This window comes from Butyricicoccus pullicaecorum DSM 23266 (assembly GCF_900167005.1).
Classification (GTDB): Bacteria; Bacillota; Clostridia; order Oscillospirales; family Butyricicoccaceae; genus Butyricicoccus; species Butyricicoccus pullicaecorum.
The window spans coordinates 22,851-36,865 of sequence record NZ_FUXW01000010.1 but is presented as its reverse complement, the minus strand read 5'-3'; the positions used below and the strand labels follow the sequence as shown (position 1 = coordinate 36,865).

The 14,015-nt window shown below is 60.1% G+C and carries 11 protein-coding genes; 6 read left to right on the top strand and 5 right to left on the bottom strand.

What is annotated here, in order from left to right; genetic code table 11:
- The first annotated feature begins 3 nt into the window (after nucleotides 1–3).
- The 3 genes from B5D52_RS16570 (at nucleotide 4) to B5D52_RS12580 (ending at nucleotide 3,038) form a co-directional block, all read left to right on the top strand.
- A complete protein-coding gene (locus B5D52_RS16570; protein ID WP_016149248.1) occupies nucleotides 4–273 on the top strand; it encodes a (2Fe-2S)-binding protein in 270 nt (89 codons plus the stop codon).
- The gene (locus B5D52_RS12585; protein ID WP_016149247.1) at nucleotides 266–1,435 is read left to right on the top strand and encodes an NAD(P)/FAD-dependent oxidoreductase; all 1,170 of its coding nucleotides are present in this window, start codon (nucleotides 266–268) and stop codon (nucleotides 1,433–1,435) included. The genes B5D52_RS16570 and B5D52_RS12585 overlap by 8 nt, the downstream gene beginning before the upstream one ends.
- Before the next feature lie 184 nt (nucleotides 1,436–1,619).
- Nucleotides 1,620–3,038, top strand: coding sequence for a TRAP transporter large permease subunit (locus B5D52_RS12580; protein ID WP_016149246.1), 1,419 nt, complete (start codon nucleotides 1,620–1,622; stop codon nucleotides 3,036–3,038).
- Nucleotides 3,039–3,441: 403 nt separating this feature from the next.
- Here the strand turns inward: B5D52_RS12580 and bilR are convergent, their stop codons facing one another.
- Entirely contained in the window at nucleotides 3,442–4,563 is a 1,122-nt protein-coding gene (gene bilR, locus B5D52_RS12575; RefSeq protein WP_016149245.1) for a bilirubin reductase, read from the bottom strand.
- A 685-nt stretch (nucleotides 4,564–5,248) separates the two neighbouring features.
- On the opposite strand from bilR, the gene B5D52_RS12570 reads away from it, so the two are divergent.
- Nucleotides 5,249–6,430, top strand: coding sequence for a polysaccharide deacetylase family protein (locus B5D52_RS12570; protein WP_016149244.1), 1,182 nt, complete (start codon nucleotides 5,249–5,251; stop codon nucleotides 6,428–6,430).
- Between the two features lie 406 nt (nucleotides 6,431–6,836).
- Here B5D52_RS12570 and B5D52_RS12565 read toward each other — a convergent pair whose 3' ends face one another.
- From B5D52_RS12565 to fabF (B5D52_RS12550), 4 genes are all read right to left on the bottom strand, one after another.
- Nucleotides 6,837–7,718 carry a LysR family transcriptional regulator gene (locus B5D52_RS12565; RefSeq protein WP_016149243.1) on the bottom strand — a complete coding sequence of 294 codons (882 nt, stop codon included), beginning with the start codon at nucleotides 7,716–7,718 and terminating at the stop codon, nucleotides 6,837–6,839.
- 112 nt (nucleotides 7,719–7,830) lie between these two features.
- Nucleotides 7,831–9,063, bottom strand: a complete 1,233-nt coding sequence (gene fabF, locus B5D52_RS12560; RefSeq protein WP_016149242.1) for a beta-ketoacyl-ACP synthase II — start codon at nucleotides 9,061–9,063, stop codon at nucleotides 7,831–7,833.
- A 63-nt stretch (nucleotides 9,064–9,126) separates the two neighbouring features.
- Nucleotides 9,127–10,749 carry a class I adenylate-forming enzyme family protein gene (locus B5D52_RS12555; protein WP_016149241.1) on the bottom strand — a complete coding sequence of 541 codons (1,623 nt, stop codon included), beginning with the start codon at nucleotides 10,747–10,749 and terminating at the stop codon, nucleotides 9,127–9,129.
- Nucleotides 10,750–10,761: 12 nt separating this feature from the next.
- Entirely contained in the window at nucleotides 10,762–12,009 is a 1,248-nt protein-coding gene (gene fabF / locus B5D52_RS12550) for a beta-ketoacyl-ACP synthase II (RefSeq protein WP_040333147.1), read from the bottom strand.
- Between the two features lie 306 nt (nucleotides 12,010–12,315).
- Between fabF (B5D52_RS12550) and B5D52_RS12545 the strand changes: the two genes are divergently transcribed.
- Both B5D52_RS12545 and B5D52_RS12540 read left to right on the top strand, forming a co-directional pair.
- Nucleotides 12,316–12,990, top strand: a complete 675-nt coding sequence (locus B5D52_RS12545; protein ID WP_016149239.1) for a hypothetical protein — start codon at nucleotides 12,316–12,318, stop codon at nucleotides 12,988–12,990.
- 144 nt (nucleotides 12,991–13,134) lie between these two features.
- Nucleotides 13,135–13,974, top strand: coding sequence for a YwqG family protein (locus B5D52_RS12540; RefSeq protein WP_016149238.1), 840 nt, complete (start codon nucleotides 13,135–13,137; stop codon nucleotides 13,972–13,974).
- Nucleotides 13,975–14,015 lie beyond the last annotated feature (41 nt).

Sequence of the window (14,015 nt, the reverse complement as noted above, 5' to 3'; positions counted from 1 at the left end):
ACGATGGAAGACATTATCATCTGCCGGTGTCAGGAAGTGACCGAGCAGGAAATCATAGATGCAGTGCACGAAGGCGCAACCACCGTAGACGGCGTCAAACGCCGCACAAGGGCCTGTATGGGGCTCTGCCAGGGAAAGACATGCGGAAGGCTGGTAGAACGCATTGTAGCCCGCGAGAGCGGCCGCAGCGCGGCAGAGGTCACCCCGCAGCATAGCCGCATGCCGGTCAGACCGGTCAAGATCGGCACGTTTGGAGGGGACGGCGATGCGTGAAACCTATGACGTGATCGTAGTCGGCGGCGGCATCATGGGCTGTTCGGTGGCATGGCAGCTGGCAAAGAAAAATAAACGCGTACTGGTCATCGAGCGGCGTGACGTGGCAAGCGGCGCGGCCGGTGCGACCGACGGCGTGGTCGGCTACCACACCAAAAAACCCGGCCCGCAGATGGATCTTGCCGTCCAGTCGATCGCCATGTTTGAGACGCTGGGCGAGCAGCTCGGGCAGGATATTGAGTACGGTCTGCGCTGCGGCGGCTTGCAGCCGGTCGAGGATAAAATGCAGTGGGACATCCTGTCTGAGATCGTGGAAAAGCAGCGCGAGAGCGGTGTGGACATCCGCATGATTTCGGCTGACGAGGCGTGCGCGCTTGAGCCCCAGCTCAGCCGGGATATTTACGGTGCGCTGTACTCGCCCACGGGCGGCAAGGTCAATCCGCTCCGGCTGACCATGGGATATGCAAATGCGGCGCGTCGTCTGGGTGCGCAGTTTTTGACCGAGACCACCGTGACTGGGTTTGCGATCGAAAACGGACGAGTCACCGGCGTGCACACCGACAAGGGCGATTTTGCAGCCGATGTGGTGGTCAACGCAGGCGGCGCGTGGGCGGGAAAGATCGCCACGCTTGCCGGTCTGGACTTGCCCATCACCCCGCGTAAGGGACAGCTCATCGTGACCGAGCCCATCGGCCCGTTTATGACCGCCACCGTGCAGTGCGCGCGCTACAACGTGGTCAAGTTCAAGCCCGAGGCGGTCACCGACCCGACGGCCATCCGCCTGGGCGCGTCGCTGTCCATCGAGCAGACCGAGGACGGCGGCCTGATTATCGGCGGCACACGTGAGTTTGCCGGGTACGATGTAGACAACACCTTTGAGGCCATCGAGGTCATGCTGCGCCGAGCGCTGCGCTTTTTCCCGGCGCTGCGGGATGTCAGCATCATCCGGTGCTTCTCCGGTCTGCGACCCTACACCCCGGATGGCCTGCCGCTGCTCGGACCGGTGCACGCGCTGCCCGGGTTCTACATGGCAGCCGGACACGAGGGCGACGGCATCGCGCTGTCTCCGATCACGGGCAAGCTGATTGCCGAATGGATCGTGGACGGCAAGCCGTCCTATGACCTGTCCGACTTCGATCCCAACCGATTTTTGAAGGCTTGATGCAGTCTAAGTCTGATTGGGGTCTTGACGAAATACCCCCCGAACAGATATACTAAACTTATGCAAAAGCTACAAGGCGTCTGCGATTACAGACGCCTTTCTTTGTATGGCTTGTGCAAGTCAGGCAACCGGGGGTACAGACTGCGCCCGGTCTGTACACTGTGATTCGGGAGGGAAATTAAGCATGCTCAAAGTCGCTGTCCCCATGGCCGTCCTGCTCATCCTCGTGCTGTGCAAGAAGATTCCGCTCATCGGCGGTAAGATCAATGCAGCGCTGGTCATCACCGGTGCGCTCACCCTGCTGCTCGCGGGTATTTACAGCCCCGAGACCTGGATTGCCGCCTGGTTTGATGGTCTGAACCGTCTGGCGTGGATTATCGCCCTGTCCATTTCGGGCAGCCTGTTCGCGGAAATTTCCATGCGCCTTGGTACGATCGACACCATCATCGGTGCAATGACCGCCAAATTCGGCAGGCATCCGCGCATCTTGATTGTGTGCATTCTGCTTGCGCTCACCATTGCCGGTTCGCTGCTGGGCGACGCGATTGCGGCTTCCACGGTCATCGGTATGCTGACCATCGGCATTCTGGTTTCCATGAACCTGTCTTACGAGAAGATCAGCGCCATCATCGTCATGGGCGCGTGTGTCGGCTCGATCATGCCCCCGATGACCCAGGCGATTGCGCTGGCCTCCTCGCTTGTGGGTACCGAGCCCGACCCGGTTATCAACATCGGCTATGTGACCGTGTCCATCATCTTTGTCGTGGTCGCCATCTACTGCGCGTTCTTCCTCATCCACAAGGATAACGTGCCGGGTGCAAACGATACGGTCGTACTCAAGTTCACCGACCAGACCGCAGGCCAGATTTTGCGCCACAATTGGAAGTCGCTCATTCCGCTGATGTTCCTAATTGCGGTCGTCCTGCTGCGCACCGTGCCCATCCCCTACCTGTCGTTCGACCTCGGCCCCACCCTGCTCAAGAATCTGAGTTATACGAGCGCCGACGGCGTGACGACCAGCTTGTACGACCTGCTGGCTGGTACAACCGTCTTAAACGGCCTGACCAACGGTATCGTGCTGTCCATCCTGTGCGCGATTGGCGTCTCGTTCTTCTTCCCGGCCGTCCATAAGAACGCCGGAAACATCGTCCGCGAGAGCTTTTCCAAGGTCAAAATGACCGTCGTGCTGCAAATCTGCTGCGCGTTCATGCTGGGCAGTTTTTATGTAGCCGGTTCGGTGGATGCCGTGTCCGAGTTTGCGCAGAGTCTGGACAGCAACGTCCTCAAGATCGGCGGCGCAGTTGCTATGATTCTCATCGGCATGCTCACCGGTTCGCAATCCACCAGCCAGAACGTCGTCTTTTCGTTCTTTGGCCCGGCACTCGTTGCTTTTGGCGTGGATGCGACCCATGCCGCTGTCGCCGGTGCGCATCTGGCCTCGGCTGGTCAGGGCCTGCCCCCGGCGGATTTGACTACCTTCGTTGTCGTCGGTATTGTCGCCTCGCAGTTTGGTAAGAAGGTCGATCCGCTCAAATCGATGTTCTATTCTATGCCCATGTGTATCTGTATGGCGATCATCGGTATGGTTTTCCTGTATCTGTAAAGGAAAACGCCATCCCGCCCGCAGGCGAAATAAAGTTTCGATCAAACCTTTTCAAAGGTTTGCGGGTTCTCAGGGCAGAGCCCTGAGCCGTGTCCCGCAGGACACGGAATCCCCTTTTGATTCCGGTCTTTTGACCGGAATCAACCAAAATAAAAACAAGAGCGCGACCCGCAGGTCGCGCAATCTCTGGAAAGACCGTCCGAAGGGACGGTCTTTCCTTTTTTGTATGTTTTAGTTGAAACCCGGGGCGGACACCGGGTTTCAATGGGGAGTTTCGCGGCTTGCGAGCCGCGACTTGAGGCTCTGCCTCAAGACTCCGCAAGCCTTTCGAGAAAGGCTTGAGCGAAAGCTTCAATTTTGGCTGCGGTGGTTTTTCTCACCTTGTCCCGCACCGGGGACGAAGTCATTCCCCACGCGCTGCGCGGCGCTTTTCATCAAACACACAGTGTGTGCCCTGATGCTGCTGCATACCGCCAAGGCATGCGCGATTGCAGCGGACACAGCGGAAAATCTGGTCGGTCTGTCCATTCTGCACCAGACGCGGCCAATCAGGGTCGGCGATGAGCGGACGGCTGAGAGCGATATAATCGACGCGGCCGCTGTCTACCTGAGCGGCGGCAAAGTCGGGGTCACCTAGACCGCCGACACCGCACAGCGGACGATTAGTTAGCGGGCGGACGAGGTCGCAGAACTTCAAAAAGCAGCCGGGCTCACTGAAATAGGGGTGATTGTGCGGCGGGATGGTGTCGGTCAGTGCGCCGTGATTGGCGAGCGCGACTTCGTAGCAGTCCACCCCGGCTGCGTCCAGCAGCGGCACAAAGACCGGCAGCTCGTCTGTCAAAATACCCGCGTTGCCGTAGTGCGGGTCTTCCTGCCGCACGGCGAGCTTGTACTCGATGGGCATATCAGGCACAGCGCGGCGCACGGCCTGCACGCAGGACACGGCAAAGCGCGCGCGGTTCTCAGGACTGCCGCCGTATGCGTCGGCGCGGTGGTTGTAAATGCTCGAGCTGAAACTGCCGCACATGCGGTCGCCGTGAATCTGAATCATGTCGAATCCCGCGTCACGCGCCAGAATGGCGGCCTGTCCGAAGCCGTCGATGATGGTCTGGATGCGCTCGACCGGCAGGCCGGTGATGAAGTCGCCGGTCATGTCGTTGAGCTTGCGGCGCAGATTGTCGGGCGTGATGCGTCCGGCACGCAGGTCGGGCAGATAGCGCTGCAAGCCCTGCACGTCGCTGTCGCTCATGTGCAGCTGGGCGGAGATCTTCGCACCGCCTGCATGCGCGGTCTGGGTGATCTGACGGTAGAAGTCCAGACCCTCGGGCGTGTAAAGCGAGAACATGGGAGACGGCAGCACGGGCACGTCGCCTATGACGATCAACCCGGCACCGCCGCGGGCGATGCGGTCAATATGCGCCAGAAAGTCCCCAGATTTTAAACCCATCGAGGTGGGCGCAAAGACGATACGGTTTTTAAGCGTCAAGCCGCGCACAGTCAGCGGCTGAAAGAGCGATTCATACATGGACGATAGCCTCCCATGGAAATTGATTTTTTTCTTATCATACCGCAATACTTGTATTTGTCAACTGTTGTATTGTAAAATCTTTTTGAATGCGCTTATAGAAGACCTGTGACTTTGTCCCGCACGCGGGACGAGGTGAGAGACACGGGAATAGGTTCAAGGTTGTTCCTCACGCAGGCGAAATGAAGTTTGGATCAAACCTTTTCAAAGGTTTGCGGGTTCTCAGGGCAGAGCCCTGAGCCGTGTCCCGCAGGACACGGAATCCCCTTTTGATTCCGGTCTTTTGACCGGAATCAACTAAAACAAAAAAATAATCGCTCGCCGCAGCGAGCGAAATACTCTACGGCCATTGGCCGCTTATGGGAAAGACCGTCCGAAAGACGGTCTTTCCTTTTTGTATGTTTTGATTGAAACCCGGGTCGGACGCCGGGTTTCAAAAGGAGAGTTTCGAGCCTGCGGGCTCGACCAGGTTCCACCTGGACGGGCCAGGCTACGCGCCTGGAGGCGCCAGGGAACTCGTCCCCTGGACCCCGATTGTCGGCTGCGGCCGGGTCTTCCCACCTCGTCCCCGGTGTGGGACAAAGTGGCTGTATCCGCCTTGTAGCTTGAGGCAAGGTCGAACATCTGTTATACTAAACCCATACAAACCGTCGGTTTAGACGGTCGGAAAGGACGGGAAATCGGGATGAATCATCGCATCAAACAGGGACTGTGTGCGCTCTGTGCAGGTGTGCTGCTGAGCAGTGCAGCCGGGGCGATCAACTGGGGCTTATGGTACGGAAACGGCACTGGAAAGCCGCCGAACGGCGAGGATAGTGTGCAGACGCTGGCGAAATACGGGTCGTACTACATGGGTGACACGGACAGCAAGGTCATTTATCTGACCTTCGACTGCGGTTACGAGAACGGCAACACGTCCAAGATTCTGGACGTGCTCAAAAAGCACCATGCACCGGCGGCATTTTTCATGGTCGGCGACTATCTGGACACCGCGCCCGAGCTGTCCAAGCGCATGGGAGACGAGGGGCATATTGTGGGCAATCACACGAGCAATCACCCCAACATGTCCAAGGTATCCAAGACCAAATTCGAGCAGGAATTAACTAGCCTGTCCAAGCAGTACGAGCAGGTGACCGGGCGCAAGCTCGACCCGTTCTATCGTCCGCCTGAAGGGTCGTACACGCATGACAATTTGCAGTGGGCGCAGAATTTGGGCTATCACACGACGCTTTGGAGCGTGGCGTATGCCGACTGGGATCAGAACAAGCAGCCCAGCCGCGAGAGTGCTCTAAAGACGCTCAACAGCCGTGTGCATCCGGGTGCAATCGTGCTGCTGCACGCGGTGTCGTCGACCAACGCGGCCATCTTGGACGAACTGCTGACCGGCTGGGAAAATCAGGGCTACCGCTTTGCGTATCTCAGCGCCCTGCCCGGTCTGCCCGATCCGGCCAAGACCGCGATTCCCAGCGACTGCACCTTTGCCGTGGACGGCACAGCTGCACCGCTGACCGCTTACCTGATCGACGGTGCCAATTATGTCAGCCTGCGCGACTGCGCCGCCGCGCTGCGTGCGACCGGCTCGGCCTTTGCAGTCGGATATGACGAGGCGACCGACACGGTTACCTTGACACGTGGTCAGATGTATGAACCCATCGGGACGGAACTCAAAGGCACGCCTGACGTGACCGCGATGCAGGCCAGAGCAGGCAGCAAGGGTCTGTTGGTGGACGGTCAGACGGCGACTGTCTCGGCGTATACCATTGACGGCGCAAATTATGTGAATCTGCGTGATTTAACCGAATTGGTTGGCGGTACAGTTGGGTATGATGAGACGAGTAAACAGGTCACGCTCACAAGCGTAAATTAGCACCGCACCCATATTGAAGCTTTCGCCAGCCTTTCTCGAACCTTGCGGAACCAGAAAAGGCCCCTGTGGGGCGTTTTCCCGCAAGGCTGTGGTCGACTTGCTCGACCAAGGCCCTAACACGCGGGCACCGTTGCCCTGAGTCGCCCGTCGCAACGGGCGGAACTCTCTCTTTAATTCCCGGTGTCCGACCCGGGAATCAATCAAAACAAACAAAATAGAAAAGACCAACCGAATGGTTGGTCTTTTCAAAGATTGCGCGACCTGCGGGTCGCGCTTTTTTGTTCTTTTTCAGTTGATTTTCGCAGAAGCGAAAATCAAAAAGGGGAGTTTCGCGTCCTGCGGGACGCGACTTGAGGCTCTGCCTCAAGACTCCGCAGCCTTTCGAGAAAGGCTGGCGAAAGCTTTATCAAGGCAACTGCTGCCGTATGAACGCGACAAACTCCCGTTCCGCGTCCGACAATTCCCCGCGTCCGCGCTTGACGAGTCCCAAACAAATCCGCTCCTCGCACCTTGCAATCGTCACCGGATGCAAGGTACAATCCTCCGGGAACATCCACCGGCAGCCGATCACACACGCCGCGCCGGTCTCAGTCAATCGCCGAGACAGAAGCGGGCTATTGGTCTGAATGCGTCCGGGGCTGTCTGCATCCTGACCGATAAGCGCGGAAGGCTGGAGAGCAAACAAACCGTCGGGCGGCTGGATGAAGGATAGAGTGCGCAGGGCTGCTGCATCGACCGAACCGGCCTGCCGCAGCGGATGGTCTGCGCCGACGAACAGGCAGGGGCTATCCTCGCACAGCACCTCGAGCGTCAGCCGCTTTTTATCGATAATCTGTCCAAACCCGGCCAGTTTGCGGCGGGTCAGTGCGACCAGACCCAGATTGACTTCATGCCGGTGCAATTTTTGCAGGATATCCTCCATACTGCCCTCGTGGTAGCGCAGATCGAGCGCCTGCCGGTCGCGGCAGAACCGGGCGGTCAGGTCGGCCAGAAAGCCGCTTGGGGTGGCGGCGACGTGCAGCGGTTCGCACCCGCCATCGGCTTCGACCTGTGCGATCTGTCCGCAGCGTCGCAGAATGTCGCTTGCGTGGGTGTAGACCTGCTTTCCGGCCTCGGTGATGGTGACGCCGACCGGGTGACGGTCGAACAGAGTCAGACCCAGCTCATCTTCCAGCGCCTTGATGGTCTTGCTGACGTGCGGCTGGGTGGTGTAGAGTGCGTCAGCGGCCTTTTTGAAGCTGCCCAAATCGACGCTTGTGACAAAATATTGCAGTTGTTTGAGTTCCATGGCCGCCTCCGTGTCGGGTATTCCTGCCCTTTATCTTACGGGAAAGCATGCGCGCCGTCAAGCGGTAAAAAAACGCACCGCCTGAGGCTGCCAGACGGTGCGGAAGGAGGATTTACGCAAATTTCTTGATGACGATGCACGCATTGTGACCGCCAAATCCGAGCGAATTGGAGATCGCGACGCGCACGGGCGCATGTACAGCGACGTTGGGAGTGATATCCAGATCGCAGTCGGGGTCGGGCTCCTTGTAGCCGATGGTCGGCGGGATGATATCCTCGCGGGTCGCCATGGCGCAGGCGATGGCCTCAACGGCAGCCGCACCGCCCAGCAGGTGACCGGTCATGGACTTGGTCGAGGACACATGCACGCTCTTTGCCGCCTCGCCCAGCGCCTTCTTGATGGCAATGGTCTCGTACTTCTCGTTGAGCGGCGTGGACGTGCCATGTGCGTTGATGTAGTCGACATCCTCCGGTGTCAGACCAGCGTCCTCAATCGCGCCCAGAATGGCAGCCGCTGCCGCGTCGCCCTCGGGCGAGGGGCTGGTGATGTGGTACGCGTCGCCCGACGCGCCGTAGCCTGCGACCTCGGCATAGATGGTCGCACCGCGTGCCTGCGCATGCGACAGGCTTTCGAGCACCAGTGCGCCCGCGCCCTCGCCCATGACAAAGCCCGAGCGGCGCGCGTCAAAGGGGATGGATGCTGCGGTGGGGTCGTCGCCCGTGTGCAGCGCCTTCATGTTCTGGAAGCCAGCCAGCGAGAACGGGATGATACCGTTTTCCGTACCGCCGCACAATACGATATCCTGATAGCCGTGGCGAATGGCGCGCATAGCCTCACCGATGGCGTGGTTTGCGGTCGCGCAGGCCGAAACCGGGCAGTAGTTTTCACCCTTGAAGCCAAAGCGCATGGACAGGTGCGCGGCGACGATGTTGGGAATCAGCTCGGGGATGGCGAAGGGCGAGACGCGGCCGGGACCCTTGTTGATGAGCTTTTCAACCTCGGTCTCAGTGATGTACAGACCGCCGATGCCCGAACCGTAGATGACACCGGTGCGGTAAGGATTGAAGGTACCCGGAGTCAGTCCGGCCTGGTCGACGGCCTGCTGAGCGGCAGCGATGGCAAAGTGCGAGCTCTTGTCCATGCGTTTGGCCTCTCTGCCCTCGACGTACTGGGAAATGTCGAAGTCCTTGACCTCGGCGGCCAGCTTGACCTTGTAATCGGACACGTCAAAGCGGGTGATCGGGCCGATGCCGCATTTGCCGTCCTTGAGCGACTGCCAGAAGGTCGGGACATCGTTGCCGATCGGGGTCACCGCGCCCATACCTGTAATGACGACTCGTTCCATGATGTTTTTTCCTCCTAATTTCCAAATCATGCAGCCCGCCGGGGTGCGGCGGGCACAAAATATTTATTCTTTCTCTAATACCTGCTGACGCAGTTTGTAGTGCATGAGTTTACCGGTTGCCGTGTGCGGCAGCTCCTTGACTAACGTATACGACCGCGGCCACTTGTACGAGGACAGCATGGGCGACTGGACGCAGTACGCCTTGATCTCCTCGACGGTCAGGCTGTCGTCGGACGGGACGATATACGCCGCGACGACTTCGCCGCGCAGGCGGTCGGGAATGCCGATCACCGCGCTCTCGGCGACCTTGGGATGCTCATTGAGCACCGCTTCAATCTGGGTCGGGTAAATATTCTCACCGGCTGATACAATCATATCATCTTTTCGGCCGCAGATGGTGACAAATTCGTTTTTGTCCCACGTACCCATGTCGCCGGTGTACAGCCAGCCCTTGTAGAACTTCTGCGCGGTCATTTCCGGGTTGTTATAGTAGCAGAATGCCGACTTGGCAGGCGAGCGGATGATGATTTCGCCCGGGGTCTCACTGTCGTGCGGCACGACTTCCTCGGGCTCGGCGTGCGAGCCGTCCGGATGTACGGCGACCACGCGCACATCGTCATCGGTGCACGCCCGTCCGGCAGAACCGGACATTTCGGGCAGGTCGTAGGGACGCAGGAAGGTGTTCCAGAAGGTCTCGGTCGTGCCGTAGCCGTTGAAGATATTGGGTGTCAGCAGCTTCATATACTTTTCGCATGCGGCCTTCTCGAAGGGTGCGCCCATGGTGACGATGCCGCGCAGGGCGGACAGGTCGACCGGGGTGCGCTCCTGGGCGCGGGCGAGCATGGCCAGAATGGTCGGCACGCCGATGAGGAAGGTGACCCCATAGCGCTCGGCGTATTCCAGACAGGTGCGCGGGTGGAAATCGCGCAGGATGACCACCTCACCGCCGACGTAGAGCGTCGGGCATGGGCCGCCCGAGTGGATGCCGCCGCGGTGGAACCACGGGGTCATGTTCATGGTGCGGTCGGTCGGGGTGAGCGGAAAGTGCATAATGACGTCGTGCGCCGACAGCACCTCATTGATGTTATTGATCGGCACGCCCTTGGGGCGGTTGGTCGTGCCCGAGGTGTAAAGACGGGTGGTCTCGTCGTAAATATGCGGGTGAAAATCGATGGGCGGGTCGGTCTCGGGCTGACCGTCCATATAGCCGTCAAAGGACTCTGCCCCCTGTCCGCCTGCGACCAGTACCCGGTCGGGCTTGTGCTCAGCCAGCGCGAGCGCGTCCTGTGACAGCGTGCCGAACTGTGCGTCGTAGACGAATACCTTGGGGCGGCTGTCGTCGATGACCAGCGCGATTTCGCCCGCGCCCTGTCGGTAATTGACCGGGCAGGCGATCGCGCCGACCTTGTGCGCGGCCAGATAGCAGAAGATGAACTCGGGCGAGTTTAACAGCGCGAACATGACCACGTCATTTTTGCCCACGCCGTCCTGCCGCATGGCATGTGCCAGCTGGTTGACCTGGGCATTGAGCTGTCGGTACGTCCACCGTCTGCCCGACTGCGGATCGTGCAGGGCGGGCGCGTCGCCGAAGCGCGCGACATTGCGCAGAAAGCCGTTTAGATAGGTGTATTGGGTCTCGAAGGTATCGCGGAACATCGAAACGTCATAGGTGTATCCATCAAACAAAGTAATCGCTCCTTATCGGGTGTATTGCGTGAAAATGAGGCTGGAGTTTTGACCGCCAAAGCCGAGCGAGTTGCTCATGGCAGCTGTGATTCGGGTTTTGCGTGCCTCATTGGGGATATAGTCGAGATCGCACGCCGGGTCAGGGTGTGCAAGGTGCAGGGTGGGCGGCAGGATGCCGTCGCGGATGGCCAGAATGCAGGCGATCGACTCGGTGATGCCGCCTGCGCCCATGAGGTGACCGGTCATGGACTTGGTGGAGGACACCGGCGGCGCCGACTCCCGTCCACCAAAGACCGCCTTGACCGCCTGAGTCTCTGCGATATCGCCCAGACCGGTCGAGGTGCCGTGCGCGTTGATGTATCCGATATCCGACGAGGTCAGACCCGCACGTTTGAGTGCACGGCGCATGCAGGCCGCCGCGCCTGCGCCCTCGGGATGGGGAGCGGTGACGTGGTGCGCGTCCGAGGTGTTGGCATAGCCTGCAAGCTCGGCGTAGATGTGCGCACCGCGTGCGCGGGCGTGCTCCTCGGTCTCCAAAATCAGCGCACCGCCGCCCTCACCGATGACGAAACCGTCCCGGTCGGCGTCGAACGGACGGCAGGCCTGTTCGGGGTCATCGTTGCGGCGCGACAGGGCATGCGCCTGGGATAGACCGGCGACCACGATCGGACACAGAATGGACTCGCCTCCGACCGCGAGCACCGCGTCGGCTTCGCCCGTGCGCAGCAGCATGGCAGCGGTCATAATCGCGTCACCGCCCGCCGAACAAGCGGTATTGAGTGTCATGCTCGGGCCGGTGATGCCGTGGGCGATGGAGATCTGCGCGGCGGCAATGTTGCCGATGGTCATGGGCACAAAGCGCGGGCCGACGCGCTTGCCCGCGTCGTATGCGGCTTGCGTACCCGCGACCGTGGTCACGCCGTCCATGGCCGTGCCCATGACGATGCCGACCCGGTCGGGGTCTGCTGCGATGTCCAGACCGCTGTCGCCCAGTGCTTCCTCGGCCGCGACGAACGCATACTGCATAAACGGGTCCATGGTGCGCGCGAGGGTCTTGGGCATGTAAGCGGTCGGGTCGAAGTCCTTGAGCTCGGCTGCAATCTGTACGGGCAGGTCGGATGCGTCAAAGCGGGTGATGCGGCCAATGCCGCACTGGCCTGCGGTCAGCGCCTGCCAATAGGCCGGAACGCCCACCCCGATCGGGGTCACCGCGCCCATGCCGGTAATTACAAGTTTTGTCTGATCCAAATGGTTCACCATCTTTCCTAAGGTGTTTGTTGACAGTCCAATTATATCAAAAAAAGCGACAAAACAAAAGAATGTTCCGCACCGGAATTTTTGTAGATTATGAACATAAATATAACCATATTCTGAAATTCTATGCAGATTTGTTCGGAATTCCGACCATTTGTCGGCATGTCGCGGAACGCGGTGCGCGTCTGTTTTCCAGTGTTCCAAACGGGCGGTTTACAGCAAGAGACGGGCGCGGTAAGATAGAGACAGGGACACTGACAGAGCCGAGCAAAACAGAACGTATGATCGAGAAGATGGAGAAAGGAGCGCAATATGGAATTTGTACTCATTGGGCCGGGACAGCTGGGGCAGCTCTTGCTGCGGCAGGCCGGACGGGACTGCTTGGTGATCGGACAGGATGCCGACAGCACGCGGCAGGTGGGTGAGCTGTACGGCTGCCCGTGGACGACAAAAATCGAGCGCGCAGCGGACGGTGAGGTCATCGCGGTGGTCGTTCCGGCCTCTGCCGTGCCGCCGGTGCTTGAGCAGGTGGCGAGCTGCGCCAAGCCGGGCGCGGTCGTGCTCAACTTCGCGACCGCGGTCGACATCCCGGGTGTGCTGCGCGAAAAACGCCCCGACCTTGTCTGGTCGGAAGCCAAGCTGGTCGGCTCGGCGGTGGGCATGGCGCACGGTCTGCCGTGCATGATCGTGCTGGGCGAGCACGACCCGGCTTTGCTGCGCCGAGTGCAAAGCAGCCTGCCCGGACTTGCCGACCAGATCACCCTGGGTGACGCGGCACTGGTGCCGACGGTCAACCGAGCCGCGACCGAGGCCGCGCTGCGCGCCGTGATTGCCCTCGAGCGCGAACTGAGCGACCTGGGCGTGCCCCGTGCGCTCATCGATGCCGCACTGGGCGGCACGGTGCCCGGGGTCTCGCTGTCCTACCAGCGCGGCACGCTGGGCGGCTTTGCGCGCAAGATCGTCCAGCAGATCGAAGAAGAGGGCTGACCGTATGACAAACAGCCGTGCAGAGCACCTGCACGGCTGTCTTTCTGGGCGGAAAAGGTTGCCCCGGCGGGCAGAATGCGGTATGATAAGGAAAATGCAGCGCAAGCTGCACCGAGTTCTGAACACTGCTTAGAGGAAACGATTATGGATAAAATTTTGAAATTACTGGAGGCCATGCAGCGCGGCATGATCCGGCTGAATATCGGCGCGGACGGGCCGATCGTGTGGGGACGTACCCGTTTCGGCGGCTGTCCGGACGTGCCCGAGGGCTTTGTCTGGCCGACCTTTACCTCGGATACCTTTTACGACGACACGGTCAAGCCCCGGCCGCTGTCCTTTCTGGCGCAGTTCGACTGCGGTGCGCTGGCCGCGATGGACCCCGAGGGACTGCTACCGCGCACGGGTATTCTGTCCTTCTTCTATGAGATGGAGTCGGCGCGCTGGGGCTTCGACCCGGCGGACGCGGGCTGCGGACGGGTGTACTGGTTCGACGGCAGTCAGCCGCTTGCGCCCGCACCCTTCCCGCATGAGCTGGACGAGGAATTTCGCCTGCCGCGCCTGCGCGTACAGGCCAAGGCCGACCGCTCGTTTGCATCGTGGGCAGACTTTGCCCAGCTGCACCCCGAACTGGACGAGCTGTTCGAGGACTACGCCGAGGCGCACGAGGTCATGGGCGGCAGCGGCGAGTGCAGCAAGCTGCTGGGCTGGCCGGACGTCATCCAGGACAATATGACGCTCGAGTGTGAGCTGGTCAGCCGGGGATACAACCTCGGCGGACTGGAAGACTTCCCCACCCATCTGGCCGCGCGCGAGGGCGCGGCTTCGGTGGAAAACTGGCGGCTGCTGTTCCAGCTGGACTCGTTTGAAATGGAAGATTTTGACTTGAATTTCGGTGACGACGGCGCGCTGTACTTCTACATCCGCACCGAAGACCTGAAAGCGCGGCGGTTCGACCGCGTTTGGGTGATTTTACAGTGCGGATAAGCGGATAAAAAGACAAACCCGATGCAGATACTGAGTCTGCA